23 protein-coding genes are annotated in these 26,669 nt (G+C 38.9%); 16 read left to right on the forward strand and 7 right to left on the reverse strand.

Annotation, left to right across the window (positions count from 1 at the left end; all coding sequences use genetic code 11):
• Nucleotides 1–99: 99 nt before the first annotated feature.
• A complete protein-coding gene (locus MTP24_RS01825; protein WP_243532508.1) occupies nucleotides 100–2,601 on the reverse strand; it encodes a penicillin-binding protein 1A in 2,502 nt (833 codons plus the stop codon).
• A gap of 131 nt (nucleotides 2,602–2,732) precedes the next feature.
• Here MTP24_RS01825 and MTP24_RS01830 point away from each other — a divergent pair, with 131 nt between their 5' ends.
• The 9 genes from MTP24_RS01830 to MTP24_RS01870 all read left to right on the forward strand — a co-directional run bounded on the left by MTP24_RS01830 (nucleotide 2,733) and on the right by MTP24_RS01870 (nucleotide 11,633).
• Nucleotides 2,733–3,812, forward strand: coding sequence for a pilus assembly protein PilM (locus tag MTP24_RS01830; protein ID WP_006793098.1), 1,080 nt, complete (start codon nucleotides 2,733–2,735; stop codon nucleotides 3,810–3,812).
• Nucleotides 3,800–4,372, forward strand: coding sequence for a PilN domain-containing protein (locus MTP24_RS01835; protein WP_243532510.1), 573 nt, complete (start codon nucleotides 3,800–3,802; stop codon nucleotides 4,370–4,372). Before MTP24_RS01830 ends, MTP24_RS01835 begins: the two co-directional genes overlap by 13 nt.
• Entirely contained in the window at nucleotides 4,362–4,967 is a 606-nt protein-coding gene (locus MTP24_RS01840; protein WP_006793100.1) for a type 4a pilus biogenesis protein PilO, read from the forward strand. The genes MTP24_RS01835 and MTP24_RS01840 overlap by 11 nt, the downstream gene beginning before the upstream one ends.
• Complete coding sequence (locus MTP24_RS01845) at nucleotides 4,964–5,503, forward strand: pilus assembly protein PilP (protein ID WP_006793101.1); 540 nt, start codon at nucleotides 4,964–4,966, stop codon at nucleotides 5,501–5,503. Before MTP24_RS01840 ends, MTP24_RS01845 begins: the two co-directional genes overlap by 4 nt.
• Nucleotides 5,490–7,583: a type IV pilus secretin PilQ family protein gene (locus tag MTP24_RS01850; RefSeq protein WP_039036262.1), complete on the forward strand. Its 2,094-nt coding sequence runs from the start codon at nucleotides 5,490–5,492 to the stop codon at nucleotides 7,581–7,583. Before MTP24_RS01845 ends, MTP24_RS01850 begins: the two co-directional genes overlap by 14 nt.
• A gap of 184 nt (nucleotides 7,584–7,767) precedes the next feature.
• Nucleotides 7,768–8,286: a shikimate kinase AroK gene (gene aroK / locus MTP24_RS01855; RefSeq protein WP_006793103.1), complete on the forward strand. Its 519-nt coding sequence runs from the start codon at nucleotides 7,768–7,770 to the stop codon at nucleotides 8,284–8,286.
• 30 nt (nucleotides 8,287–8,316) lie between these two features.
• Nucleotides 8,317–9,387, forward strand: a complete 1,071-nt coding sequence (gene aroB / locus MTP24_RS01860) for a 3-dehydroquinate synthase (RefSeq protein ID WP_243532512.1) — start codon at nucleotides 8,317–8,319, stop codon at nucleotides 9,385–9,387.
• Nucleotides 9,388–10,710 carry an AAA family ATPase gene (locus MTP24_RS01865; RefSeq protein ID WP_243532514.1) on the forward strand — a complete coding sequence of 441 codons (1,323 nt, stop codon included), beginning with the start codon at nucleotides 9,388–9,390 and terminating at the stop codon, nucleotides 10,708–10,710.
• A gap of 53 nt (nucleotides 10,711–10,763) precedes the next feature.
• Nucleotides 10,764–11,633, forward strand: a complete 870-nt coding sequence (locus MTP24_RS01870; protein ID WP_006793106.1) for a Dam family site-specific DNA-(adenine-N6)-methyltransferase — start codon at nucleotides 10,764–10,766, stop codon at nucleotides 11,631–11,633.
• Here the strand turns inward: MTP24_RS01870 and MTP24_RS01875 are convergent.
• On the reverse strand, nucleotides 11,578–11,763 hold the full coding sequence (locus MTP24_RS01875; RefSeq protein ID WP_074210163.1) for a DUF2970 domain-containing protein: 186 nt from the start codon (nucleotides 11,761–11,763) through the stop codon (nucleotides 11,578–11,580). The two genes, MTP24_RS01870 and MTP24_RS01875, sit on opposite strands and share 56 nt — an antisense overlap.
• A 3-nt stretch (nucleotides 11,764–11,766) precedes the next feature.
• On the reverse strand, nucleotides 11,767–12,063 hold the full coding sequence (locus MTP24_RS01880) for a hypothetical protein (RefSeq protein WP_006793107.1): 297 nt from the start codon (nucleotides 12,061–12,063) through the stop codon (nucleotides 11,767–11,769).
• Nucleotides 12,064–12,268: 205 nt separating this feature from the next.
• Here MTP24_RS01880 and rpe point away from each other — a divergent pair, with 205 nt between their 5' ends.
• The 3 genes from rpe to trpS are packed head-to-tail and all read left to right on the forward strand — an operon-like array spanning nucleotide 12,269 to nucleotide 14,653.
• Nucleotides 12,269–12,952 carry a ribulose-phosphate 3-epimerase gene (rpe, locus tag MTP24_RS01885; protein ID WP_010557964.1) on the forward strand — a complete coding sequence of 228 codons (684 nt, stop codon included), beginning with the start codon at nucleotides 12,269–12,271 and terminating at the stop codon, nucleotides 12,950–12,952.
• The gene (locus MTP24_RS01890; RefSeq protein ID WP_243532516.1) at nucleotides 12,952–13,617 is read left to right on the forward strand and encodes a phosphoglycolate phosphatase; all 666 of its coding nucleotides are present in this window, start codon (nucleotides 12,952–12,954) and stop codon (nucleotides 13,615–13,617) included. The genes rpe and MTP24_RS01890 overlap by 1 nt, the downstream gene beginning before the upstream one ends.
• A gap of 31 nt (nucleotides 13,618–13,648) precedes the next feature.
• A complete protein-coding gene (gene trpS / locus MTP24_RS01895) occupies nucleotides 13,649–14,653 on the forward strand; it encodes a tryptophan--tRNA ligase (protein WP_006793110.1) in 1,005 nt (334 codons plus the stop codon).
• 113 nt (nucleotides 14,654–14,766) lie between these two features.
• On the opposite strand, the gene MTP24_RS01900 is transcribed toward trpS, so the two are convergent.
• The gene (locus MTP24_RS01900; protein WP_243532519.1) at nucleotides 14,767–15,687 is read right to left on the reverse strand and encodes a TraB/GumN family protein; all 921 of its coding nucleotides are present in this window, start codon (nucleotides 15,685–15,687) and stop codon (nucleotides 14,767–14,769) included.
• A 33-nt stretch (nucleotides 15,688–15,720) separates the two neighbouring features.
• Nucleotides 15,721–16,086: a hypothetical protein gene (locus MTP24_RS01905; RefSeq protein WP_058428255.1), complete on the reverse strand. Its 366-nt coding sequence runs from the start codon at nucleotides 16,084–16,086 to the stop codon at nucleotides 15,721–15,723.
• 281 nt (nucleotides 16,087–16,367) lie between these two features.
• Between MTP24_RS01905 and MTP24_RS01910 the strand changes: the two genes are divergently transcribed.
• Entirely contained in the window at nucleotides 16,368–18,512 is a 2,145-nt protein-coding gene (locus tag MTP24_RS01910) for a winged helix-turn-helix domain-containing protein (protein ID WP_243532521.1), read from the forward strand.
• A gap of 82 nt (nucleotides 18,513–18,594) precedes the next feature.
• Here MTP24_RS01910 and uvrA read toward each other — a convergent pair whose 3' ends face one another.
• A complete protein-coding gene (gene uvrA / locus MTP24_RS01915; RefSeq protein ID WP_243532523.1) occupies nucleotides 18,595–21,414 on the reverse strand; it encodes an excinuclease ABC subunit UvrA in 2,820 nt (939 codons plus the stop codon).
• 161 nt (nucleotides 21,415–21,575) lie between these two features.
• Here uvrA and MTP24_RS01920 point away from each other — a divergent pair, with 161 nt between their 5' ends.
• The 3 genes from MTP24_RS01920 to MTP24_RS01930 all read left to right on the forward strand — a co-directional run bounded on the left by MTP24_RS01920 (nucleotide 21,576) and on the right by MTP24_RS01930 (nucleotide 25,560).
• The gene (locus MTP24_RS01920; protein WP_203985903.1) at nucleotides 21,576–22,943 is read left to right on the forward strand and encodes an MFS transporter; all 1,368 of its coding nucleotides are present in this window, start codon (nucleotides 21,576–21,578) and stop codon (nucleotides 22,941–22,943) included.
• A 20-nt stretch (nucleotides 22,944–22,963) separates the two neighbouring features.
• Nucleotides 22,964–23,665: a single-stranded DNA-binding protein gene (ssb, locus tag MTP24_RS01925; protein ID WP_006793117.1), complete on the forward strand. Its 702-nt coding sequence runs from the start codon at nucleotides 22,964–22,966 to the stop codon at nucleotides 23,663–23,665.
• 212 nt (nucleotides 23,666–23,877) lie between these two features.
• Nucleotides 23,878–25,560: an EAL domain-containing protein gene (locus tag MTP24_RS01930; protein WP_243532525.1), complete on the forward strand. Its 1,683-nt coding sequence runs from the start codon at nucleotides 23,878–23,880 to the stop codon at nucleotides 25,558–25,560.
• A 61-nt stretch (nucleotides 25,561–25,621) separates the two neighbouring features.
• On the opposite strand, the gene MTP24_RS01935 is transcribed toward MTP24_RS01930, so the two are convergent.
• Complete coding sequence (locus MTP24_RS01935) at nucleotides 25,622–26,530, reverse strand: pyridoxal-phosphate dependent enzyme (RefSeq protein ID WP_243532527.1); 909 nt, start codon at nucleotides 26,528–26,530, stop codon at nucleotides 25,622–25,624.
• Nucleotides 26,531–26,669 lie beyond the last annotated feature (139 nt).

The following is a 26,669-nucleotide window of genomic DNA, read 5'->3' on the forward strand; positions in this document are numbered from 1 at the left end:
GGGGCTAAACGTGTCGCTACATGCGTTAAAAAATTCTTATTTAGAACAGTTAAATTTGGTATTAACTAAAAACGGCAGCCAATGGCTGCCGTTCTTTATTTAAAACAGTTCTTCTTCTGTTTTAGTGTCTTCTTCAAATATATCTGTTGGTTGAGACATTACGTATTTTGTGGGGGCGGTGCCTTTGTCAAAATACTCAAAGCGACTGGTGTAATCATTTTTATGACTTAATAAACCGGTTTCTAAATCAATCCGAATAGACACTAAACCTTCTGGCGGCTCTATGGGGGCTTCAGGTTTACCTTCAAGCGCAACTTTCATAAACTCAACCCAAGCTGGCTGTGCTGTTTTAGCGCCAGATTCAGCCCCTGATATTTGCCCGCTATCAAGATTATTATTGTATGAAGTTCTGCCTAGCGGGTTGCCAGGGTTATCAAAACCAACCCATACCGAGGTCATCACATTTCGATTAAAGCCACTAAACCAAGTATCTACAGAGTCATTAGTTGTGCCTGTTTTTCCTGATAGATCACGACGGCCTAATGCTTGAGCGCGCCAACCTGTTCCTGACCAACCCGTTTTATGTGACCAGTTTCCGCCTCCCCAAACAGCGCTATGCATTGCTTGAGCAATTAAAAATGCATTTTGTTTTGATATGACCTGAGGGGCACATTTTAATTGTGGTGTATCAGTATTTTGTTGTGGGAATAATCCAGTGGCATTGTCTGGGGTTAATGGCTGAGCTGAAGTGTCGTCACACACTACTGAAGGATTAGCTTTAAACAAACTATTACCGTAAGCATCTTGGATTTCTGAGATAAAGTACGGCTCAATCAAATGCCCACCATTTGCAAATGCACTCATACCGCGCGCTAGTTCAATTGGAGTAATTGAAGCACTGCCCAGTGCTAATGATTCACTGCGGTTGATGTCTGAGTTTTTAAAGCCAAATTTTAGTAAGTGATCTGCTGTTCGTTGCAAACCAACACCTCGGAGCAAACGAACTGATATGACGTTTTTAGATTGTGCTAACGCGCGACGAATTCTAATCGGGCCATTGTAAACAGCCGGACTATTCTTAGGTCGCCATGCCACACCTTGGCTTTTATCCCACTGATTAATTGGCGCATCGTTTAAAATTGAGGCGAGCGTATAGCCGTTTTCAAGCGCAGCAGAATAAATAAATGGTTTTATGTTTGACCCCACTTGGCGCTTTGCTTGAATAGCTCGGTTGTATTGGCTCTGTTCAAAGCTATAGCCGCCAACAATAGCTTTAATGCGGCCATCTTGTGGGTCAAGTGAAACAATTGCGCTTGATGCTTCAGGTAGTTGGCTTAGTTCATACTCGTTATTGCTGTTCTTACGCACCCAGATTTGCATTCCTGGCGTTAATATTTCAGTTGCCGTAGTTGGAGCAAAACCTTGGCGATAACGAGTTATGTATTTGCGTGCCCATTTTAAGTTGTCCCAATTCAGGTTTATTTGCTCTGCATTTTTAAGCAATACCGTGGCATTTTTTTCATCCACGTTAATAACAGCAGCTGCTTTTAACGTTCCTATCTCTTTGGCTTCATTGAGTTTAGCTAGTATTTTCTCTTCACTTAGCGCTGATTGTTTTTCAGGATCCCATAAAATAGCGGTTGGGCCTCTAAAGCCATGACGCATATCGTAGCTATGAAGATTATTAACTAGCGCGGTTTGCGCCGCTTTTTGTACTTTAGACTCAACAGAGGTAAATATCTTAAAGCCTGAATTATATGCCTTGTCTATTCCGTAACGTGAAACCATTTCTGCACGCACCATTTCAGAAATGTACGGTGCGTATAAATCTATTTCAGCACCATGAAAGTAAGCGGTAATAGGTTGGCTTGTTGCATCATCATACACGTCTTGTGTTATGTAATTTTCAGTTAATAAACGACCAAGTACAACATTACGGCGTGCTTTTGCACGGGTAGGGTTGCGAATTGGGTTTAACGCCGAAGGCGCTTTTGGCAAGCCAGCAATCATCGCCATTTGAGCAAGCGTTAAGTCTTTTAACTCTTTACCGTAATAAACTTGAGCGGCAGCTCCAATACCAAAGGCGCGGTTACCTAGCTCGATTTTGTTTAGGTAAAGTTCTAAAATTTCATCTTTAGTAAGTACATTTTCTATGTGTAGAGCGATGAATATCTCTTTTATTTTACGGATATAAGCTTTTTCTCGGGTTAAGAAAAAATTACGTGCAAGTTGCATGGTAATAGTACTAGCACCTTGTTTTTTCTCGCCTGTAGAAATAAGAACAATAGCAGAGCGAACTATGCCAATAGGGTCTATACCTATATGGTCATAAAAGCGATTATCTTCAGTTGCTAAAAATGCATCAATTAGAGGCTGTGGGATTTCATCAATAGTGACCGGAATTCGACGTTTTTCACCAAATTGATTGATCAAAAGGCCATCTTTAGTGAATACTTGCATAGGAGTTTGTAATTGCACGTCTTTTAAAACTTGCACACTGGGGATATCAGGTTTAACGTAGTAATAAAGACTGACCAAAGTTATCAGACCGATTAACGTACAAATGATAAAAAATTGTAAAGTTCGTTTTAATAAAATCACTTATATTTCCCTAAATGGACTCCCAATTGCGAGTTTGGACTGATAGTATATATTGATTAAAAAATGAATAATATTTTTTCAGAAAAAAATTATAACTTGTTTATTATTAAAACAAAGGCCAAGTTGCAAACATGCTAAGTCAACTATTTCAAAAGCCGTCGCCAATGATGGTAGGAATTGATATCGGATCGCACTCGATTAAAGCGGTGCTTCTGAGAGAAATTGAAAGTGGATTTCGATTAGAGGCCCTAGCAATTGAGCCCATGCCTAAAGGCGCCATGAGTGAACGAACGATTCAAGATATTGAAGCGATTGGTAATGTAATAACAAAATTAAAAAGAAAATTACCTAAGTCACTTAAAAATGCAGCAGTGGCGGTGTCAGGGCAAACGGTTATTACAAAAGTAATTTTTATGGATGTGTCGTTGAGCGATGCAGAACTTGAATCTCAAATTGAAATTGAAGCAGATAGTTTAATACCTTACCCCCTTGATGAAGTTAGCTTAGACTTCGAAAAGCTCTCTACTAACGAAGCTGACCCGAGTAAAATGAATGTATTACTTTCAGCTGCCCGAACAGAAAGTGTTGAAGCACGTGTTGGCGCATTAGAAGAGGCTAATCTCGATACTAAGATTGTTGATGTAGAAAGCTACGCTTTAAGCCGTGCGATGGACGTTTATTATCAACAACTACCCAGCGATGCCTTCAATAAGTGTGTTGCTGTTGTAGATATTGGTGCCGTACTCATGCTTGTAAGTGTTGTGCAAGCTGGTGAAACTATTTATACACGTGACCAGGTTTTTGGTGGTGATCAATACACAAATAGTATTGTTAACTACTACAACAAAGGGTTTGACGAAGCTGAAATAGGTAAAACATCAGGCGACTTACCACCGAATTATACCTTTGAGGTATTAGCACCATTTCAAACAGCGTTGCTTCAGCAAGTACGTAGAGCGGTGCAAATGTTTTTAACAACGAGTGGCAAAGAACAAATAGACTACATTGTGCTTACCGGTGGAACATCTATGATCAAAGGGCTTGATCGCTTATTAATTGAAGAATTAGGAATACACAGTGTTGTTGCAGAACCGTTTGCAAATATGGAAATTTCGCCAAAAGTAGATCGTAATGTTATGCAGCGTCACCGAACACAGTTTGCAATTGCAACAGGTTTGGCATTAAGGAGCTTTTCATCATGCCACATATAAATCTATTGCCTTGGCGAGAACTGCAGCGCGAAGAATCTAAAAAGAAATTTGTAACCATACTAGTTGGAATTGTTGTAGCTTGTTTTTTAAGTATGTACTTATTAAGTATGTTTTACAGTGCATTAAAAGACGGACAAAACTTAAAAAATAATTACTTAAGTTCTGAAATAAGCATGCTTGATCGAAAGATCAGTGATATTAGAGAATTAGACAAACGAAAAGAAAACCTACAGCAGCGAATGCGATTAATCGAAGAGCTGCAAAGTAGCCGTAACCTTGGCACACAAATTATGGATGAAGTAACAAAAATAGTACCTCAAGGTATTTACTTAACAAAGCTGGAGCGCAGAGGGAACCAGATTTATGTACTTGGCCGAAGTGAATCAAATAACCGTTTATCTACTATGATCCGCCAGGTACAAAGTTCATATTTGTTAGAGCGTTTGACCATGCAGGATATTGTAGCAGGTGATCAGTCTTCGCGTTTACTAAGTGACTTTAGTATGGAGTTTTACGTAAAACCATTTGATGAGATTGGTGAGGTACGTAATGAACCTTGATTTTAAAGCGCTTGGCGAAATAGATTGGAATGAAATTGAGTTAGACAATATTGGTGATTGGCCAGCTGCTGTAAAGGTAATTTGCTGTGCATTTGTTGCTGGGCTCATATTATTTTTTAGCTATAGCTTGTTAGTTTCTGATGAGATTGATAGCTACCATAATGCGGTATCAAAAGAGGTCGACTTAAGAAGTACCTACAGAACAAAATACGCTGTAGCGAGTAAGCTAGATATTTATCGCCAACAAATGATAGAAATGGAAGACAAGTTTTCTCAATTACTTAAGCGGTTACCGACATCAAACGAAATACCTGGTTTACTTGACGATTTGTCTTATGTTGGCACAACGAGCGGTTTAACATTTTTAAAAATTGGTTGGTTACCTGAAGTAGAAAAAGAGTTTTATACAGAGCTACCTATCAAAATAGAAGTAGTAGGTACTTATCATGAATTTGGTGAATTTGTTGGCAAAGTTGCTCAGTTACCACGAATAGTTAGTTTGCATGACTTTTCTATTACGTCTTCTGGCGAAAAACAACTAACATTTAGTGTTGTAGCAAAAACTTACCGTTATGAAGAAGGAGTTAAAAAATGAGGCTCCTTCATTTAATGCCGCTATTGGCTGTTGTTGCGTTAGTGGGGTGTAACGACGATACCTCGGAACAAAAAGAGTTTATTGACCAGGTAAAAGCAAGCACAACGCCTAAAGTTGAGTCGATTCCTGAGCTTACTCAATTTGAGATTTTTGAATATAGTGCTGGAAATTTACGAAGTCCATTTGTGGCACCTCAACCTGAAATAATTCAGAACAAACTGACGCAAATAAAAAACTGTTTACACCCAGATCCAGACAGACGCAGAGAGCCATTAGAAAAATACCCGTTAGATAATTTAGCAATGAAAGGTACAATTGGTTCAAGTGGTCAAGTTTGGGCGCTTATAACTGCCGCAGATGAAACATTACATCGTGTAACGATTGGTAATTATTTGGGTAGTTACGATGGCAAGGTAAAAGCTGTGAGTAACGATTTTATAGAATTAGTTGAATTAATCCCTGATGGGTCTGGTTGTTGGAAAGAGCGCCTGACTAAACTGGAAATGTTAGAGGCGGCAACTGATGGCGCAAATTAATAATAAAAAAGGTAAAAATAACATGCATAAGGATGTTCTTTGGTTTAATCGCATTGCGAGAGCTTTATTTGCAACAGCCGCTTTGGTTTGTGCTAACAATGCTTTGGCAGGACCATTGCTTTACGATGTACGTTATAACCCATTACTTAAAGGTGAAACCGAACTACAGCTTGTTTTCGACGAAGAGATAACTTTAGAACCGCAAATTCAAGTATTTAACAGCCCAGCGCGTATTGAAATGTTTTTTGATACCGCAGAGTTAGAGTTAGGATTAAATGACGTTGAAGTTAATCAAGCAGGTATTAGTAGTGTCACCAATGTGTTATCTGAGCAAGGTTTAAAGGTAACAGTTAATCTAGACAGATTAAAAATGTATGAAACAGAAGTTAATAACAACTTAGTTTCAATACGTGTATCGGATAATCCATTAACCGGTTCAGTAACTGAAGATGAAGCCGTTCTGACAGGTGATGTGAGTGGAAACTACATTAACCGCATCCAATCTATTGATTTTAGACGTGGTGAGAAAGGTGAGGCAAAGGTACTTGTATTTTTACAAGACACTCAAGCTGCTATAGAGGTTCACGAAAGTGGCGGCAAAATTTACGCAGATTTTCACCATACAGATATTCTGGACGATCTACTTTATGAGTTAGATGTTTTAGACTTTGGTACCATTGTTAGTACTATCGAAACGTTTAAAGAGGAAGGGCGAAGCCGCGTTGTTATAGAACCTAATGCCGAGTTTACATTCACGTATCAGCAAATAGACAATATTCTTACCCTCACAGTTGAAAAAGATGAAACTCAAAATGCTTACCTAGATGGTGGTAAAGAGTATCAAGGTCGACCAATGACCTTAAACTTTCAAGATATTTCAGTCCGTGCAGCGTTACAAATTATCGCAGGCTATAACGACTTTAACTTAGTAACAAGTGATTCCGTTACCGGTAACATTACCTTGCGCTTAGATGGCGTGCCGTGGGATCAAGCACTTGATGTCGTATTACGTATAAAAGGGTTGGACAAGCGTATGGATGGCTCTATCTTAATGGTAGCGCCAGCAGAAGAACTTGCAGCCCGTGAAGCAAAAGATCTAAAAGCAAAGCAGCAAGTTGAAGATTTAGAGCCGCTTTACAGCGAATATATGCGATTAAATTACGCCAAAGCTGAAGACTTTGCTGACTTACTTAAAACCGATATTAATAGCATCATTACCCCACGCGGAAGTGTGTCGGTTGATCAGCGTACTAACACTTTACTCGTTAAAGACACTGTTAAGAGCATAGAAAATATTAGACGTATGATTGAAACCCTGGACATACCGGTTCAACAGGTTGTTATTGAATCTCGTATGGTAACAGTGCGTGATAACGTAACTGAGGACCTAGGTGTTCGTTGGGGATTTAGCGATCAGCAAGGTAGTGATGGCATATCTGGTTCTTTAGAAGGCGCTGAAACCATTTCAAATGGCGTAATCCCTGACTTAACAGATAGATTAAATGTAAATCTACCTATTACAAACCCAGCGGCAAGTATAGGCCTCCACATAGCAAAACTCGCCAACGGGACATTAATCGATTTAGAGTTAAGTGCGCTTGAAGAAGAGAATAAAGGCGAGATTATTGCAAGCCCGCGTATTATTGCTGCCAATCAGCAAAAAGCGCGCATTGAACAAGGTACTGAAATACCCTATACAGAATCAGCTTCTAGTGGTGCAACAACGGTAAGCTTTAAAAAAGCAGTACTTAGTTTAGAGGTGACACCACATATAACGCCTGATAATAAAGTAATTTTAGACTTAATTATCACGCAAGATACACGTGGCGATACTGTACAAACAGGGACCGGTGAGGCCGTTTCGATAGATACTCAAGAAATTCAAACACAAGTATTAGTAGAAAACGGGCAAACTATCGTACTGGGTGGCATTTTCCAACAGCAGATAATCAACACTACAAATAAAGTGCCGGTGTTAGGTGATATTCCTTATGTTGGTAGGTTGTTTAAAAGCACTAGTGAATTTAATGAAAAGCGTGAATTGCTTATTTTCGTGACACCAAAAATACAAATAGATTAAAATAAGGTACTTTTTTGTTAATCAACGGGTGATTATTTAGTTTAATTGCTCGTTATGTGGCTTTTTATTCTAATTGACTTGAAATACCCCTGCAATTACTGAGATAATCCCCTCCTTAATTTTGGGGCCAGGTCGTTAGGCGGGGTTTTATTTCAAATTTTAGAGTTCGTTTGTACTAAAAGATATGGCTGAGAAACGTAATATATTTCTAATTGGCCCCATGGGGGCTGGAAAAAGCACAATTGGTCGTCACATTGCCGATCAATTACACCTTGAATTTGTTGATTCTGATCAAGAAATCGAACGCCGCACGGGTGCAGATATTGCCTGGGTATTCGATCTTGAAGGTGAAGAAGGCTTTAGACTTCGTGAAGAATCTGTTATTGGCGACTTAACTGAAATGCAAGGTATTGTTCTTGCTACAGGTGGTGGTTCAGTAATGAGTAAAGAAGTTCGAAACAAGCTTTCGGCTCGTGGTATCGTTGTATACCTAGAGACACCTATTGAAAAGCAAGTTGCACGCACACAACGCGACAAGCGTCGCCCGTTACTGCAAACAGAAGAAGCACCTCGTGATGTACTAGAGCGCTTAGCAGAAGAACGCGAACCGTTATACAAAGAAGTGGCTGATTTTGTTGTACGCACTGATGAGCAAAGCGCTAAAGTCGTTGCAAATCAAATCATTGAGAAATTAGATTTTTAAAACCAATACATAATAAAGGATTAGCTGAGCATGCTTAAATTAACTGTTAATTTGGACGAGCGAAGTTATCCTATTTATATTGGGCAATCTGCACTTCAAGATAATGGCCGTCTAATTCATCATATTGGTGATTGTCGGCCTATCGTCATTACTAATGACACAATAGAACCTTTATACCTACAAGGCTTACTTGATTCATTAGCTGAATTAAATCCTCTTTCCTTTATCATACCTGATGGTGAGCAATACAAGTCACTAGAGTGGTTTGAAAAAATATCCGCTTTTTTACTGCAAAATAATTGTGGTCGCGATACTTGTTTAATTGCATTAGGTGGTGGCGTAGTTGGCGATTTAACTGGTTTTGTAGCTGCATGTTATCAACGTGGCGTGCCGTTTATTCAAATACCTACAACACTTTTATCGCAAGTGGATTCATCTGTTGGTGGAAAAACAGCGGTGAACCATCCGTTAGGAAAAAACATGATTGGGGCTTTTTATCAGCCACAAGCTGTTTTTATTGATACTCAGTCTCTTCATACACTCCCAAAAAGAGAGTTTGCGGCAGGAATGGCTGAAGTTATCAAGTATGGTTTAATATACGATACCGAGCTTTTTACTTATTTAGAGCAAAATGTTGAAAACTTACAGCAGCTAAATGAAACATGCCTGCAGCATATCATTTATAGGTGCTGTGAAATTAAAGCGTTAATCGTTGCTGAGGATGAAAAAGAACAAGGTCTCAGAGCATTGCTAAACCTGGGGCATACCTTCGGCCACGCAATTGAAGCCCAAATGGGTTATGGTAAGTGGCTTCATGGTGAAGCTGTTGCTACGGGTATGGTGTTAGCTTCTCAGTTAGCTCACACTCGAGGTGACTTAACGCAGCAGGATGTAGCGCGTATTGTGGATGTTATTAAACAATATAACTTACCAACTGAAGTACCTGCAGATATGACGAGTGAACAATTTTTATTGCATATGCGCAAAGATAAAAAAAATAAAAAAGGAACTATCCGTTTTATTTTACCCACTCAATTTGGTCAATGTGCACTGGTAGACAATGTATCTGACGATCAAGTCCGAGCATTAATCGAGCACTAAATGCAGTCACAAATTTTACCAAGCCGTGCGGCTTTGGTGGATAGAATCGCACTGCAGTTTGAATATGGTCAAAACCTTATTATTTTACTGGGCACATCAGGCCTAGGAAAAAGCTATCTGCTTGAAACCTTTATTACCGATAAATACAACGACTTTAATAAAGCATTTGTACAATCGAGTGCAAAATTGACAGACGCTCAGTTAATGAGCGATCTATTAGAGCAAAGCTTTAACAACCCGTTGGTTGATCATAATTTAAGTTTGTCTGAAAATTTTTATCAGTTACTTAATCAACAGCAACCGGGCTCCTGTTTATGGGTTATTGACGGTGGTAGGCACTTATCAGAAGAGTTTTTAGTTGAGCTGGAGCTGCTAGCTAAAAATAGCCCAATCACTCTTTATATTATGATTGCCTCAGCTGCAAAGTTACCGGTTGAACATGCAGTTGAAATTCATCTTGAACGCCTCCCTCTTCATGAAAGTAAGCAGTTAATGGGATGGTACTTTGAAAAGCTTCCTCACGATGAAGATCCTGTTTTCCAAGCTTTTTTAGCTGAAGCTAATGGTAATCCTAGTTTATTGCTTGCATGGCAACAGGATGAGTACATCGCAGATATCAAAGTTAAAGATAAAGTATCATGGCGTGTACATTTGCTGGTACTTATGTTGCTCATTATGTTCTTAATTATAGGCTTGTTATATAAGTCAGATATGAGTGATTGGTGGCAAAAGCATTATGAGCAAGGCACCATTGAGGTTGATAGCACTGCTATTCCAGTGAGCCAGGCTATTGCACCTATACCTGACACAGTAACAAAAGAAAAAGTAGCCGACATACAGCCTACCGCTAAAGGTGAAAGAAAAAATGATATATCTGCAATTATGCAAAGCTTAAATGCAGGCAGCGAGATCAATGAGCCTATTAGCTCTAATACGCTCATAAAAGATGAACCTGTTAAAGAGCTTGTGCAATCAAAAGTTAACAATGAGGTTGATGCATCATCAGTGCAACTGCCCATAAACGAAGTTAGCTCATGGTATTCTAAGCAAAATGATTCAAATACGGTGATTCAGTTACTTGCAGTAACACAAAAGCAGGTTGTAGATGATTTTATAGAGCAGTATGCACTCCAATTAACAACGTACACTTATCAAACTCAAAGAAACGGTAAAACATGGTGGGTGGTGACAACCGGCAGTTTTACAAGCATGAACGATGCACAGCAAGGTATGAAAAACCTACCTGCAAGTATCTTAAAAAATAAGCCGTTTTATAAAAAAATTAGTAAAATAAAACAAGAAATTGCACTAGTTGATCAGTAATATAAATCGCTTTAGTGTAAAATCGCGCAACACCAGATTGAAGTAAAGAACCAATGCAGCAAAAGAGTAGAGCCTTCCTTAAATGGGCTGGCGGAAAATACAGTCTCGTTGATGATATTAACGCGCGATTAAACCAAGCAAGTTCGCATGCTGATACCTTGGTTGAACCTTTTGTTGGTGCCGGTTCCGTTTTTCTAAATAGCGATTTTAAGCATTATATTCTTAACGATATTAATGCTGATTTAATCAACTTATATAAAGAATTAAGAAATTCACCCGATGAATTTATTAGTGATGCAAAAAAGCTATTCGTTGATTTAAATAACCACCCCGATGCGTACTACGAATACCGAGTTCAGTTTAATCAAAGCCGTGATGTATATGAGCGGTCAATGCTATTTTTATACATGAATCGTTTTGGTTACAACGGCTTATGCCGTTATAACTTAAAAGGTATTTTTAATGTACCATTTGGTAAATATAAAAAGCCTTATTTTCCTGAAAAGGAAATGTACTTTTTTGCTGAAAAAGCACAGCAAGCGACGTTTACATGCTTAGGCTACGATGACGTATTTAAACTGGTTCCTAATAACGCGGTTATTTATTGCGATCCACCCTATGTCCCTTTGAGTAAAACGGCTTCGTTTACTTCTTATGCTAAGGGCGGGTTTAATTTAGATGATCAGGCTAATTTAGCTAATTTGGCAGAAAAAGCGGCGTTTGAAAATAACACCCCAGTGCTTATTTCAAATCACGATACAGTATGGACACGGAAAATATACAGCCAAGCATCACTTGATCAAATTCAAGTAAAAAGGACGATAAGCCCTAAGGGCGGAACTCGTAATAAAGTAGGCGAGTTAATGGCTATGTACTTACCACTAAAACAACCACAGCATAAATTGAAAGCGCAAAAGCGATAAATAGTATTATCGCAATAGCAATGATTGAGGAAATAGAGTGTTCTTGAAAATCTGCGCGGCGCTTTTGTTCTGATTGAACACCAAAAAATGCGGCTAGCACACTTTGCAACGCGCTAATAAAGTGCCGCATTGTCTAGAATAAAGGCTTTAAAGAAGGTGTTTTCTTGCTGTCGTCTGAGCTTGTTAATAACTCAAGTAAATCCAAGTAGTGAAACTGAGCGCTGCGGCTATCACCAGTGATCCAAGAAAACCAAGAAGAGTCTTCTTCAAGTACGTGTAAACAGGGTTTACTTGTGTTTATTTCGTGTGTTGATTGCGGAGCACAATTATTAACCGAGCTTAACTCTTGCCCTGAACTTGGCGTAAAATTTACTACCCCAATAACTAATAATGCAGATGCAATTAATATCCCAATTTTAAAAGCGCGCATGATTTGAACCTAATATTTTGTTACTTTTTTAAGCATAACAAAAACTGCTCAAATAACAAACTTGTTTCTAATAAAGACTATTAATTAAATTTCAAAAATAGCCACTTAAGCACTTCAAACGCAACAGTATTACGCTTTAGTTGCTTGGGTAACGTCATCAATTGAGTTACATTAACGTAATATTTTACTCATTGGTGAATCTGCTATGTTTAGCCCAGAACAAAAATACTTAATTGCCCCATCAATTCTTTCAGCTGATTTTGCAAAGCTTGGTGAAGATGTTGATAGCGTTTTAGCCGCAGGTGCAGATGTAGTGCATTTTGATGTAATGGATAATCACTATGTACCTAACTTAACGATTGGACCTATGGTGTGTAAAGCACTAAGGGACTACGGTATCACCGCGCCAATTGATGTGCATTTAATGGTTAAGCCTGTCGATAGCATCATTCCACAGTTTGCAGAGGCGGGGGCTTCAATAATTACTTTTCACCCAGAGGCGAGTGAGCATATTGATCGCACGATTCAATTAATCAAAGATCATGGCTGTAAAGCTGGCTTAGTATTTAACCCAGCGACCAGTTTAAGTTATTTAGATCATGTAATTGATAAGCTAGATACTATCTTACTCATGTCTGTTAACCCCGGATTTGGTGGGCAAAGCTTTATTCCTCATACACTTAAAAAGTTAGCGCAGGCAAAGCAACGAATTGTTGAGTCAGGTCGAGATATTCGACTAGAAGTGGACGGTGGTATTAAGGTGGATAATATCGCTGCAGCAGCTCAGGCCGGTGCAGATATGTTTGTAGCAGGCTCTGCTATTTTTAATCAGCCAGACTACAAAGTAGTTATTGATCAAATGCGTAAGCAACTTGAGAGTGTAAAATAATGCAGTACGATGCGGCATTTTTTGATTTGGATGGCACACTAGTCGATAGTGTATATGACCTATATATCTCAATTAACTTAACATTAAGCGACTTGGCATTTCCTATTGTAAGCCAACGTTTGGTCGAAAGCTGGGTAGGAAATGGTATAGATATGTTGGTAAAGCGGGCACTGAGTGGTGATATGCAGGTTAGTGAGCATTTAGATGAATCACTAACTAATAAAGCCATTGCACAGTTTCATAAGCATTATGAACAACAAGTAGGCCAATACAGCGTGTTATACCAACATGTTGAAACAGGGCTTGCAGCTTTACGTGGTATGCAAAAAGCATTGATAACTAATAAGTCTCGAATTTTTACTGAAAAACTTCTTGATAAGTTAGCACTTACCAATCATTTTGAGCTTATTATTTGTGGCGATGATATGGCAAAAAAACCGTCACCTGAGCCATTATTGTTTGCGTGTAAAAAGCTAAATATTGAGGCCTCTAAAGCAATAATGATTGGCGATTCTAAAAGCGATATACTTGCTGCAAAAGCGGCGGGTATTGATGTAATTGCAGTAGGCTATGGCTATAATCAAGGTGAAAACCTTGCTGATTATAATCCACAGTACCTATGCGATAACTTCTTAGATATAATACCTGTCCTAACACAGCGTTAAATATTAATAATTAAGTAAATAAAGGAAAATCATGAGTAAACCAGTAGTTTTAAGCGGCATTCAGCCAACCGGTGGTATGACAATAGGCAACTATGTTGGCGCTATTAACCAGTGGCTAAAGTTACAGGAAGATCACGAAAGTTTCTTTATGTTGGTTGACTTGCATGCTATCACCGTTCGCCAAGAGCCAGAATTATTACGCTCTCGTGTACTAGATGGCGTTGCATTGTATGCTGCATGCGGTATCGACCCTGAAAAGTCAGCGTTATTTGTTCAGTCTCAAGTGCCAGAGCACGCACAGTTAGCGTGGGTACTTAATTGTTACGCGCAAATGGGTGAACTTAACCGCATGACCCAGTTTAAAGATAAGTCGTCAAAGCATGCTAACAATGTAAACGTGGGCTTATTTTCGTACCCAGTTTTACAAGCGGCCGATATTTTACTTTATCAAGCCGATCAGGTACCAGTAGGCGAAGATCAAAAACAACACTTAGAGCTAACGCGTGACATAGCGACACGCTTTAATAACTTATACGGTGACGTTTTTAAACTGCCAGAGCCTTACATTCCAGAGTTTGGTGCGCGTGTAATGAGCCTACAAGACCCACTCAAGAAAATGTCAAAGTCTGACGAAAATCCAAACGGCTACATTATGTTATTAGATGAGCCTAAAAAGATTGAGAAAAAGCTTAAAAAAGCAGTGACCGATTCAGACGAGCAAGCGCGTATTTACTTTGACCGAACTGAAAAGCCAGGTGTATCTAACTTACTTACTTTATTAAGCGTAGCGACTAAGCGCTCAATAGAAGACTTAGTACCAGAGTTTGAAGGTAAAATGTACGGTCATCTTAAAAAAGATACAGCCGATGCAGTAGTAAGCATGATTGAACCAATTCAAGCTCGCTTTAAAGAAATTAGAGAAGATCAAAATTTACTTGATAACATAATGAAATCTGGAGCTGAAAAAGCCAGTGTACGTGCCGAGAAAACGCTTAAATCGGTATACGATGCATTAGGGTTTATTCCACGCGGGTAGGTTTATTGAAATAAAAATGCCGCTTATTAGCGGCATTTTTCATATGGCACATATCAACATGATAGACCCAAATAAAAACAGTAGCGATACTGCTAATTTGTCTGTTTTATCCATTATTCGGCTCCTTTTACAGTTATGTCTTGTGCGTTATTAATGCTCACTAAAGAAACGCTGTAGCCTTTATTTTCAAGTAATGTAAGCAAGCTATCTTGGCCTACAAGGTGTCCAGCCCCAACTAGTACAAACTCACTGCTGTCGTTATTAAACATTGCCTCTACTTTTGGTAACCAATTATTATTTCTATCTTTAAGTAGCTGCTTGTAGGTTTCTGGGTCATTTTTCTGCATATTTTCAACCGCTACCTTGTTTAGTGTGTCGGTATCACCTTCTCGCCATGCAGTTAATAATCCTTTAAATATATCATTATAGTTATTTAGCTCTGCTAGGTTACGTTTAATAAAGTCATTTTCGTTACCTTGACCCATTGCTTTATATAACTCTAACTGAAACTCCATTGTTTCTAAGTAGTTTTTTGTTTTGTTGTCTTTAGTCGCTTTTTTCGTATAGTAAGCATCAACACCTTCACCCATTAAGTTTTGTTTTTGCAGTTCCATCGACATTAAAACGATACCCACCATGGCTGGGCGAAAACCATCTAACTTTTCTAGGTTAGCGCCAAACTCACTCAGTTTATTTTCGAGTGAAGCTTTAACCTCAGGCTCTAACTTTTCACTTAACGTTTCATTATTAGTATATGAAAGCGCGCCAAGCATTTGCATTTGAGCATTAGTATCAGCTGGGTCTGCTATTGGCGCTTCAAAAACAATTGTATCGGCTTGTTCATAGGCATGATTAAACTCAACAGGTAATGGCATTTCAGCTTTAGGTAAAATATGTACAGTACCGCCAATAAATAACGAGTCATCTCCTTTGCTTACTTGCCATACAGAGCTTTGAGCTTGTGCTGTATTTGCTACCAAGCTGCAACCAAGTAAAACGCTGGCAGACACTAATTTTTTTGTAAAATTTTTCATAATGATTTCCTAATACTTTAAAATTTGTTGTTTTTAGTTAGATAAAATATTGCTGAAATAAGCAGTAATTGACGATGTTACTTTTGAAAGGTTTTCGTCAATTTCTGTGTTTATTTTGCTCATTGAAGAATCAAGTTCAGCTGATATTTTTTCATCTATTGAAGAAAGCAGTGTTTGCGTATCGACATGAGTTTTTAAAGACTCAGTTGCATTTACTGTGTTAGTTTTTTGCTGCTTTTTGTTAGTTGGTTTGTTTGTTTCTGTATGTTCACCAATTACACACTGCTCAACACTCTTTTTAAATATGTGTTGTTTAGTATCAACTGCGAAGGCTGATGTAGTATTAAAAGCAGTTACTAGTAGTAAAGTAGATAGACCTTTTTTCATTGTGCTGTTCATAATTAAACCTTTTATATTTTTAATTGCAGCTAATTTAGAATCGCAAATGATTTTTAGTAAGCTGCTTGTTGATGACGGTTTAAAGAATATCGCTGAATTTACTGAGAGTCGCTTATCTAGTTATGAGCAATTAATAGATAAGGTTTTAATTGTATTTAATTGTTTTAATTTAATGGGTTAGCGTAAAACCTTATATTGTTGATATAAGGTTTTAAATGCTTTTTATACACAATAATGAGTTGATGTGGTACGGTTTATAAAAATAAAAATACCTAAAGACTATGAATTATCAAATCGGACCTTGGCAATTTATAAGTAATCGCTGTGTGATTACTTCAAATAACTTAGAAAGGGAATTAGATCCACTTTTAGTAAAGTTATTACTGCACTTTGTAAATAAGCCTCAACAAATAGTTTCCCGCCAAGCGCTAATCGAAAGTGTATGGCAACAAAGCTATGTAGACGATAACGCGATTAACCGAGCTATCTCAGAGCTAAGAAAACAGCTTGCTCATCCAACTGAAAAAGCACCGCTTTTAAAAACGCATTACCGTAAAGGATATAGCCTTACGGTAGTACCTGAACAGTTAACACGAGAAAGCGTTACTGAAAAGCCTGTAAACTCAATATCTGACTCGGCTACTGACACTACAAATAGTGATGATTTTACTGCTGCGACTATTTCAAAACCTGTTCCAGAAAAGAACATCAAAACGCTTTTGGCTTATACGTTATTAGTCATCACCTGTATTTTCTCTATTGTGTGGTTGGTACTGTTTTATACAAGTGAAGGCGCTGGTGATGTAGTTAAACAAGTTACGGTAAATAAGGTTGCGAGTACGTGGAATATAGGTAGTGAGGTTCACCCTGAGCTATCTTCAGATAAACACTATTTAGCTTATACCAATGTTGAACCTGAACAGGATTTTAATCGTGCATTTGTTAAGCGACTTTCTGATCAGCGAGAAGTAGAAATTACATACCCTGGTTTTCAGGTATCTATTTTATCGTGGCAGCTAAACCAACATGCTGTGCTATTACAAGCGACAAACTTAAAACAGCAGCAATGCGAAATGGTAATAGTTGATTTAAGCCAGTTTCCTATTATTGGAGACGCTAAACTTATAAAAAAATGTGACCTCAGATACACAGGTTATGCGCAATTAGATCAAAATGGTGAGTATGTTTATTATACCGAATACAAAAATGAGCAAGATGGCTCAGGTTTATACAAATTTGATTTAGAATTACAAAAGGAGTCGATTGTTATTCCTCCGCCAGGTGTAATGTATGGTGTAATAATGCCGCGTTTATCTCATTCGGGTAATAAAATAGCGTACATATTAAGCCAAAAAGGCCAGCCATTTTCTGTATTTAGTTACGACTTTAACACACGTGAGACTAAGCGATTATTTAAGGCAAAGAGAAGAGCCATCAGTTTCGCGTTCGATTGGCTTTCAAATGATCAAGGCGTTATTGTGTTTGAAGACTCTGATCTTTCAAGCATTACGTTTAATGAAAATAATATAATTAAACATACTCTAAATGTTACCCCCGCAATTTCACCTTATTATATTGCAGTTCAGTCTGCTAATAGTCTGTTTTATTCAGCAAATAAAACACAAGCATTTTCATTAATTAAAGCAACAGATACCTTTGGTGACAATCCAGTTTATGAACCTTTGTATAAAAGTGATAATGACGACTACAGTATTGTTGAAGTAATAAATAAAGCAGGGCCAGCGCATGTTTTTGTATCAGAGCGCTCTGGTAGCAGCCAATTATGGATTGCTCAAAATGGGCTAACTAAGCAACTTAGTTTTTTTAATTACGACGATGACTCCTCTACCTATAAATTTAAAGGTTTAAAAGTATCTCCTAATAAGAGGCGTATATTATTAATAAAAAATAAGCGCTTTTCACTTTATGACCTAAACACGCAAAAATTCTACCCGTTAGAGATGTTAAGTGGGCGTAAAATAGAGAGTTATATTTGGTCAAAAAATAACGAAAGTATTATTTATATTGAGCAGCTTGATTCAAAAAATAGAGTCGTTGAGTTGAACTTGCTAACCCGAGATACTCGCGTAATTGAAGACATTAAAGCCAATAAGCTTATTTCAGATAGTGAAGGGAACGCTTACGCAATAACATTTGATCAGTTAATTCGTCTCTCAGATAAGCAAAGCTGGCCATTACCTAAAAATGCCAGAAAGGCGAATGTATATGGAGTAAGCAAAGACTATTTTTATTACTCAGATTCTATTTCAAGAATTGCTAGGCTCAATTTAAAAGAGGGTACCGTGCAAGATACACACGTGGACTTTCGGCCTATCACTTTTGAGGTGAGTTCAGATAACGAAATTTTATTTACGGGTGCTAAATACAAAGATATGCAAATTATACAAATTAGTTGGGATGAATAAAAAGTTTATCAAGGACTAACAGTTGGGAGCCAAATATAAAAAACACCAAGTAGTTAAATTACTTGGTGTTTTTTTATTGGTATTAAAGCAATGGCTTTAGGTAATGACCTGTGTGCGAGCGCTCACATTCGGCTACTTCTTCAGGCGTACCTGCAATAAGTATTTCACCGCCGCCAGCGCCCCCTTCAGGGCCTAAATCAACCACCCAGTCTGCAGTTTTAACCACATCTAAGTTATGCTCAATAACCACGATGGTGTTACCGTGATCGCGCAGGCGATGTAATACAACAAGCAGTTGTTCAATGTCGGCAAAATGTAAGCCGGTTGTGGGCTCATCAAGTATGTACAGTGTTTTACCTGTATCGCGTTTAGAAAGCTCACGGGCAAGTTTTACACGCTGAGCTTCACCGCCAGAGAGAGTAGTAGCTGCTTGTCCTAAGCGAACATACGATAAACCAACGTCCATTAGCGTTTTAAGCTTACGGGCTATTGCAGGTATTTTATCAAAGTAGTCGTGCGCGTCTTCAACGGTCATTTCGAGTACTTGGTGAATGTTTTTACCCTTGTATTGTACTTCTAGAGTTTCGCGGTTGTAGCGTGCCCCTTTACATACATCACAGGGGACATATACATCAGGTAAAAAGTGCATTTCTACCTTAATTACGCCATCACCTTGGCAGGCTTCACAGCGTCCACCTTTAACGTTAAAACTAAAGCGACCCACTTTATATCCACGAGAGCGTGATTCTTGTGTACCCGCAAATAACTCACGAATACCCGTAAAAATACCGGTATAGGTAGCAGGGTTTGAGCGTGGTGTACGGCCAATAGGGCTTTGGTCAATATCAATTACTTTATCAAAATGATCAAGACCACTAATTGATTTATACGGTGCAGCTTCTGCTGTGGTTGCGCCGTTTAATTCAGTATGCGCTAGTTTGAATAGCGTATCGTTTATAAGTGTTGATTTACCAGAGCCCGACACCCCTGTTATACAGGTCATTAACCCAAATGGAATTTTTAAATCGACATTTTTAAGGTTGTTACCTGTTGCGCCAAATAGCTCAAGCCATTTATCGCCGGTTGGGTTACGCTCTTTTGGTACTTCTATTTTTCGCACGCCTGATAAAAACTGGCCAGTTACTGAGTCTTTGGTTGCTAAAATATCGTCGCGTGTACCTTGTGCGATAATATGTCCGCCGTGCACACCCGCACCTGGGCCAATATCAATAATATGATCGGCGGCGCGAATGGCATCTTCATCATGTTCAACAACGATAACGGTGTTACCAAGATCGCGTAAATGCACTAATGTTTGTAATAGACGGTCGTTATCTCGCTGGTGTAAACCAATTGATGGTTCGTCTAATACATACATAACACCAACAAGACCCGCACCAATTTGGCTGGCTAAACGAATTCGCTGCGCTTCACCACCAGAGAGGGTATCGGCACTGCGCTCAAGCGATAAGTAATTAAGGCCAACATTGATTAAAAACGATAAACGGTCGCGAATTTCTTTAAGAATTTTTTCTGCTATTTGTGCTCTTTGGCCACTTAACGATAAGCTCTCGAAAAAATCCATCGCTTCGCCAATACTCATGGTCGTAATAGCAGGTAAGTTAGTTTGGCCAATAAATACGTGGCGTGCTTCTTGGCGTAAACGTGAACCCTTACAGCTAGGGCAGGCTTGGCTGGTTTGATATTTAGCGAGCTCTTCACGTACCGAGTTTGACTCAGTTTCGCGATAGCGACGGTTCATGTTATTTAACACGCCTTCAAACTCGTGGTTGCGTGTGATTAAATCACCTCTGTCGTTACGGTAGTTGAAGGCTATTTTTGTACTGCCTGAACCTTCTAAAATAATTTTTTGAGAATCTTTAGCCAGCTTTTCAAAAGGTACGTCTAAATCAAATTTATAATGTTCTGCTACTGCTTGTAGCATTTGGAAGTAGTAAAAGCTGCGTTTATCCCACCCTTTAATAGCACCTCCGGCTAAGCTTAACTCTGGGTTATGCACTACGCGGTTAGGATCAAAGTACTGGCGTACGCCTAAACCATCACAACTTTGACACGCACCGGCAGGGTTATTAAACGAAAATAAACGCGGTTCTAATTCGGTCATTGCATAGCCACAGGTAGGGCAGGCAAAGTTGGCTGAAAACAGCATTTCTTCAATACTGCTGTCGTCCATGTAAGCTACATTTGCTACGCCGCCCGACATTTCAAGTGCTGTTTCAAACGACTCAGCTAAACGCTGCTGTTGACCGTCTTTTACCTTAAAGCGGTCAACAACCACTTCAATAGTATGTTTTTTATGAAGTTCAAGCGTTGGCGGATCTGATAAGTCGCACACTTCGCCATCTATTCGGGCACGAATATAACCCTGGCTTGCAAGCTGCTCAAGTAATTTAACGTGCTCACCTTTACGGTCTTTAACCACTGGCGCTAAAAGCATCAGTTTAGTGTCCTCTGGCAGCGCTAAAACGGTATCAACCATTTGGCTAATTGTTTGTGCGGCTAAAGGTAAATCATGTGTAGGGCAACGAGGTTCGCCCACACGGGCAAACATTAAACGTAAGTAATCGTATATTTCGGTAATGGTACCTACGGTAGAGCGCGGATTATGCGAAGTTGATTTTTGTTCTATTGAAATTGCAGGAGACAGTCCCTCAATATGATCAACATCGGGTTTTTCCATCAAGGATAAAAACTGTCTTGCATAAGCAGAAAGTGATTCAACATACCGGCGTTGCCCTTCAGCGTATAAAGTATCAAATGCAAGTGATGACTTTCCCGAACCAGATAGGCCTGTGATAACAATTAATTTATCACGTGGGATGGTTAGGCTGATGTCTTTTAAATTGTGCGTACGGGCGCCTCGGACTTCAATGTTTTCCATGCTATCTCGTTAATTACCAAAATTATTTACTGAGTATCTCATAATACGCTGCAATATTAATCCTTGATCATGAAAAATCCTTAGCTTTAAGCGATTAATTATTGCCAAGCTTGTGGTAGAATCCTTGCCTAATTTTTTCACATCGTAAGATTTAGCTGATAATGACTGCATCTTCACTTAATTCACGAGAAAAGCGCGCCGCGGTATCGCTAGCGAGTGTGTTTGCATTTAGAATGCTCGGCTTATTTATGCTGATGCCGGTATTAGCGATTTATGGTCAGTCGCTTGACGGTTTTTCACCTATTTGGATTGGCTTTGCTATTGGTGCGTATGGCCTAACGCAGGCTGTGTTGCAAATACCTATGGGCCGTTTGTCAGACAAAATAGGCCGTAAAAAAGTTATTATTGGTGGCTTAGTTGTGTTTGCTATTGGCTCAGTCATAGCCGCATTAGCTGAATCTATCCAAATGGTAACTGTGGGGCGTGCATTACAAGGCATGGGCGCTATTGCTAGTGCTTTACTTGCATTTGCCAGCGACTTAAGCCGAGACGAACAGCGACCCAAAGTAATGGCGGTTATAGGTATGAGTATAGGCATGAGCTTTGCTTTTGCTATGTTATTAGGGCCTATTGTTGCCGCGTCGTGGGGTGTTGCTGGCGTTTTTTGGCTAACAGCAATACTTGCGGTATGTGGTATTTTTATTATTACGTTTTTAGTGCCCAAAGCGGTTAATAAAGCCCCCAAAGGCGACACGCTTGCAAGCTTTAGCGATATTAAAAAACTGATTAAACACCCGCAGTTAGCACGCTTAAATGCCGGTGTATTACTGTTGCATTTAACATTAACAACCATTTTTGTTGTGTTACCCAGCCAGCTAATAAAAGAAGGCCTAGCGGCAGAACAACATTGGTATTTGTATATTCCAGTCTTGCTTTTAGCATTTCTATTAATGGTGCCCATTATGATTGTGGCCATAAAAAAAGAAAAAGAAAAGCAAGCATTTATAAGTTCTGTAGCGCTGTTAACAGTCAGCATGCTTGCCATGTCAGTATGGATTAATAGTGTGGTAGGAATTGCAATATGTATGTTGCTTTATTTTGTTGCGTTTAACTTTTTAGAAGCAACAATGCCCGCGCTTGTCTCGCGTTTAGCGCCTGCTAGCCAAAAAGGGTCAGCCATGGGCGGGTACTCGTCTAGCCAGTTTTTAGGTGCCTTTTTGGGCGGGGTGTTAGGTGGTTATGTTGCCCAAACTACAAGTACGCAAGCTGTGTTTGCGGCAGCGGCACTTGTTGGGTTAATATGGCTTGTTGTTGCGTGGAAAATGGAAGTACCACCCAAAAGTAAAGTTATTAGTTTAATGACCAAATTAAGTTCTGAGGAGCATGCTCAAACATTGGCTTCTCAGTTAGTTGCTTTACCCGGTGTAATAGAAGCAACAGTAGTACGCGACGAAAGCCGTAGCTACTTAAAGATTAATGATAAAGAATTTGACCTAGACCAAGCACGAAAAGTCGCTGGTTTAATCTAACGTTTATAGGAGATGGTTTCATGGCACGCGGTGTGAACAAAGTAATTTTGGTTGGTAATTTAGGGCAAGATCCTGAAGTTCGTTACATGCCTAACGGTAACGGTGTAGCAAATATTACCTTAGCAACTTCAGACAGCTATAAAGATAAAAACACTGGCCAAATGGTTGATAAAACTGAATGGCACCGTGTTGTATTTTTTGGGAAACTGGCTGAAATTGTGGGCGAATATTGTCGTAAAGGTTCACAAATATACGTAGAAGGTAAACTTCAAACACGTAAATGGACTGATCAACAAGGCCAAGAAAAATACACCACAGAAATCGTTGTTGATGGCTTTACAGGTCAAATGCAAATGCTAGGTGCTCGCGGTGGAGACCAGCAAAGTGGTGGCGGTTACCAAGGCAATCAAGGTGGCCAGCAAAACAGTGGTTATCAAGGTAATCAAGGTAGCCAACAAGGCGGTTATTCACAAAATAATCAAAACCAGCAAGGTAGTTATGCACCACAGCAGCAAGCTGCACCTGCTGCACAGCCTCAATCGGCGCCTGCACCACAGCAAAATAACCAGTATCAGCCACAAGGCGGTGGTTTTGCTCCACAGCAAAATAGTGCACCACAGCAGCAAGGTGGTTTTGCACCTAAGCCTCAAAATGCACCACAAGGCGGCGCATCAAATCCAATGGAACCAACAATAGATTTTGACGACGATATTCCGTTCTAACCAAAGAAAGAATGTTGAAAAAAATTATAGAAAGCCGCTATCAAGCGGCTTTTTTTATGTCTTTCACTCCATTAATGTTAGCCAGTTTTATCGTGTTGTTAATAATGGTAATTAGCTTAAGTACTGTTTTACATTTAAAGTTAATTGGCTACCTTGTGCTTATGGCTTTTTTGAACAACACTTTAGTGACTAATATTACGTGTGGGTGAGTTATGTCTAAGGGACAGTATTGGTTATTAAGATATTTTAAGCCGATTTGTTTGGTCATGCTTGTTGTATCGCTTATTGGCTTTAACCTCATTTTAAGCAATGCGTTACATTTAAAAGTACATAGCGCTGGCCAGCAGCTCACAAAGCAAGTTTATGAGTTACAATTAAATGCCCCTTTGAATCAAAAAACACTGTCTGTTTTAGCACAAAGCAATGGCTTTATGCTTGCACCTGAGTCGTCTTCCCTCCACTTTAAAAACATTATAAAGCCGCAGCTTGAGGTGTTTTCATATAAAACATTGAACTTAGGCCTTTACCATTCACCTGTGTGGATAATGGAAAGCTACTTATTTATTTTACTTAACCTGGTGATAGTGGGTGCCGCTATTTCATTATACCGTTGGGGAAGCGCTGCTAACTTTAGACAATTAAAACACCGAAGTCGTCATCACAAGACGACAAAATTGACTAGTAGTATTTCCAATTTAAATGTGGTTAAAAATGTTGAAAGTGAGGAGTTAGCCTCACTATATGCTGCCGCTGAACAGTATCATAGTTTGTTTGTTTTGGTCAGTTGGGAGTGTAAGTTTGACAAAAATACCGACTTAGAAACTAGTTTTAAAGTTTTTATTCTAAAAGGTATTCCAGAGATAAAAAAAGTAGCTGTGAAACTTATTAATCCAGACAAGCTAACCATTATGCTTTACAACGTACCTATTGCAGAGCTTGATCGGTACACGGAGCGTTTGCATAAAATAATTTTTAATGTGTGCCAAAGCCATCAAAAAAATACGACTCGTAAGCATGTTAAATTGGGTGCGTGTAATTTTCGTCTAGGAGCAGATCAATCAAAGGTTTTGCAAATAGCGCAGTCGGCCCTAACGCTTTCAAAAAATAGTATGTTATTACACCGTCACCGGTTGGCGCTGAGCAAAAGCCAAGAAGTGTTATTTTGTAATGAGCAGGTTATAAACAATATTAAGAAAAATAAATTTATGCTGTCTTTTCAGCCTGTTTTCGATCTGATTAGTGGTGATATTATCCAGCATGAGGCGTTAATTAGAGTAAGACACGACATGCATGGATTACTAGCTGCTCAGTATTTTATTAACCAAGTTGAGAGTAAAGATGACGCGTTAATTCTAGATAAGGCGGTATTGTCGCAAATACTAACACTTGTAATGGCAGAGAAGTCGCCTTTGAGCGTAAGTATTAATATGCATCCTAAAAACTGGCTTAACGATAAGTTTTGGAGCTGGTTAACCATGCAAATGGATAAGCTTAATCTAAGCTGTCAATTACAGTTTGAAGTGAGTGAGTCTTTCTTTTGCAACAACAAAAATGCGTTAGCAAATACGTTAAATATAATAAAAAAACACAGATCTAATATTATTATTGATAATGTGAAAACGAGTGAAAACATTCCTTTGCTTATTCACTGTGAAGAGGTAATAGGCTTAAAGCTAAGCTATGAACTCGTTCACTTAGTTAATGAAAAATCGCATAATCAAAAATGTATTAAAGAGATTGTTGATGCAGGTAAAATGTTAAACCTTCCTGTTTATGCCGTAGGCGTTGAGACTCAAAAAGAGCTCATTATGTTAACTAAATTGGGCGTTGCTGGCGCACAGGGTTTTTATTTTTCGGAGCCTTTACAAGAGCTAACTCAGGCTGTTTTTCATTAAAATATTTAAGCTTTGTAAATTAACGCCTTATGCAGTGGGACTTAACCGAAAAAAAGTATGCCTAAATAAGTTGTCTGTATTTAAGACCCTCTAACCCCTGCAAGCCACCGGTATGAATCGCAATTATTTTACTGCCAGAAGGAAAATAATCTTGCTCTATTAGTTTCCATATTGCGTACATCATTTTACCACTATAAATAGGCTCTAATGGTAAATTATGTATAATATCCATATGTTGGCAAAACGCCCATAACTCAGGGGTAAATTTACCGTAACCACCTCCATGAAAGTCGCAAAGTAATTGCCAGTTAGTTTGTGACTTTGCTTTGCAGCTTAGCTCCCGGACTTCATCTATTAAATATTGCGCTTGCTTTAAAACTGCAATTCCTATTATTTGTGTTGCTGTATTACTCCCCTCAATTAACCCTGATAATGTCCCTCCGCTTCCAGTGGGGCAAATTAGGTAATCGTGTTCTGGTAAACTTTGTGCAAGCTCTGCACAACCAGGTACTGCGTAGGTATTTGTCCCGCCTTCGGCAAGAATATACGCATCTGGAAACTTCTCTTGAAGCTCAGCAAGGTATTGTGAATCGTTTCGTAACTTATATTCAATGCGATTAACAACATGAAGCTGCATGCCACACTGCTGTGCAAATTGAATTGTTGGGTTGCTTAGATCTAAGTTAGGCCCGCGAATAATCCCATGTGTTTTTAAACCAAAGATTTTTCCAGCTGCGGCGCATGCATGTATGTGGTTTGAAAACGCCCCACCAAAAGTAAGTAGCTCAGTTTTATTCTGCGACTGCATTTGTAATAAATTATATTTTAGTTTGCGCCACTTATTCCCATTTATTAGAGGGTGAAGCAAATCATCTCGTTTTACTAGTAACTCAATGCCTTTACTTTTTAACCACGGGTCATCAATTGTTTGCGTAATAGTGGTTTCATTTATTTTAAAAGATGCAGGCATTTTTTCTCAATTAAAAGGATTAATAAAATACATGACCAATTTTATAGCTTATAAACAAAAGGGGCTATCCAAAATTACGACGGATTGTTGTGTGTAACAGTGCGTTGATTAAATTTTGAGTAGCTAGATTGGTAAACAT

Origin of the sequence: Pseudoalteromonas sp. APM04, assembly GCF_022809815.1 — a bacterium.
GTDB classification, from domain to species: Bacteria; Pseudomonadota; Gammaproteobacteria; order Enterobacterales; family Alteromonadaceae; genus Pseudoalteromonas; species Pseudoalteromonas marina.

Coding starts and splice junctions, on each gene's coding strand:
- MTP24_RS01830 (WP_006793098.1), top strand. CDS start 2,733: ATGCTAAGTCAACTATTTCAAAAGCCGTCGCCAATGATGGTAGGAATT.
- MTP24_RS01835 (WP_243532510.1), top strand. CDS start 3,800: ATGCCACATATAAATCTATTGCCTTGGCGAGAACTGCAGCGCGAAGAA.
- MTP24_RS01840 (WP_006793100.1), top strand. CDS start 4,362: ATGAACCTTGATTTTAAAGCGCTTGGCGAAATAGATTGGAATGAAATT.
- MTP24_RS01845 (WP_006793101.1), top strand. CDS start 4,964: ATGAGGCTCCTTCATTTAATGCCGCTATTGGCTGTTGTTGCGTTAGTG.
- MTP24_RS01850 (WP_039036262.1), top strand. CDS start 5,490: ATGGCGCAAATTAATAATAAAAAAGGTAAAAATAACATGCATAAGGAT.
- aroK (WP_006793103.1), top strand. CDS start 7,768: ATGGCTGAGAAACGTAATATATTTCTAATTGGCCCCATGGGGGCTGGA.
- aroB (WP_243532512.1), top strand. CDS start 8,317: ATGCTTAAATTAACTGTTAATTTGGACGAGCGAAGTTATCCTATTTAT.
- MTP24_RS01865 (WP_243532514.1), top strand. CDS start 9,388: ATGCAGTCACAAATTTTACCAAGCCGTGCGGCTTTGGTGGATAGAATC.
- MTP24_RS01870 (WP_006793106.1), top strand. CDS start 10,764: ATGCAGCAAAAGAGTAGAGCCTTCCTTAAATGGGCTGGCGGAAAATAC.
- MTP24_RS01875 (WP_074210163.1), bottom strand. CDS start 11,763: ATGCGGCACTTTATTAGCGCGTTGCAAAGTGTGCTAGCCGCATTTTTT.
- MTP24_RS01880 (WP_006793107.1), bottom strand. CDS start 12,063: ATGCGCGCTTTTAAAATTGGGATATTAATTGCATCTGCATTATTAGTT.
- rpe (WP_010557964.1), top strand. CDS start 12,269: ATGTTTAGCCCAGAACAAAAATACTTAATTGCCCCATCAATTCTTTCA.
- MTP24_RS01890 (WP_243532516.1), top strand. CDS start 12,952: ATGCAGTACGATGCGGCATTTTTTGATTTGGATGGCACACTAGTCGAT.
- trpS (WP_006793110.1), top strand. CDS start 13,649: ATGAGTAAACCAGTAGTTTTAAGCGGCATTCAGCCAACCGGTGGTATG.
- MTP24_RS01900 (WP_243532519.1), bottom strand. CDS start 15,687: ATGAAAAATTTTACAAAAAAATTAGTGTCTGCCAGCGTTTTACTTGGT.
- MTP24_RS01905 (WP_058428255.1), bottom strand. CDS start 16,086: ATGAACAGCACAATGAAAAAAGGTCTATCTACTTTACTACTAGTAACT.
- MTP24_RS01910 (WP_243532521.1), top strand. CDS start 16,368: ATGAATTATCAAATCGGACCTTGGCAATTTATAAGTAATCGCTGTGTG.
- uvrA (WP_243532523.1), bottom strand. CDS start 21,414: ATGGAAAACATTGAAGTCCGAGGCGCCCGTACGCACAATTTAAAAGAC.
- MTP24_RS01920 (WP_203985903.1), top strand. CDS start 21,576: ATGACTGCATCTTCACTTAATTCACGAGAAAAGCGCGCCGCGGTATCG.
- ssb (WP_006793117.1), top strand. CDS start 22,964: ATGGCACGCGGTGTGAACAAAGTAATTTTGGTTGGTAATTTAGGGCAA.
- MTP24_RS01930 (WP_243532525.1), top strand. CDS start 23,878: ATGTCTAAGGGACAGTATTGGTTATTAAGATATTTTAAGCCGATTTGT.
- MTP24_RS01935 (WP_243532527.1), bottom strand. CDS start 26,530: ATGCCTGCATCTTTTAAAATAAATGAAACCACTATTACGCAAACAATT.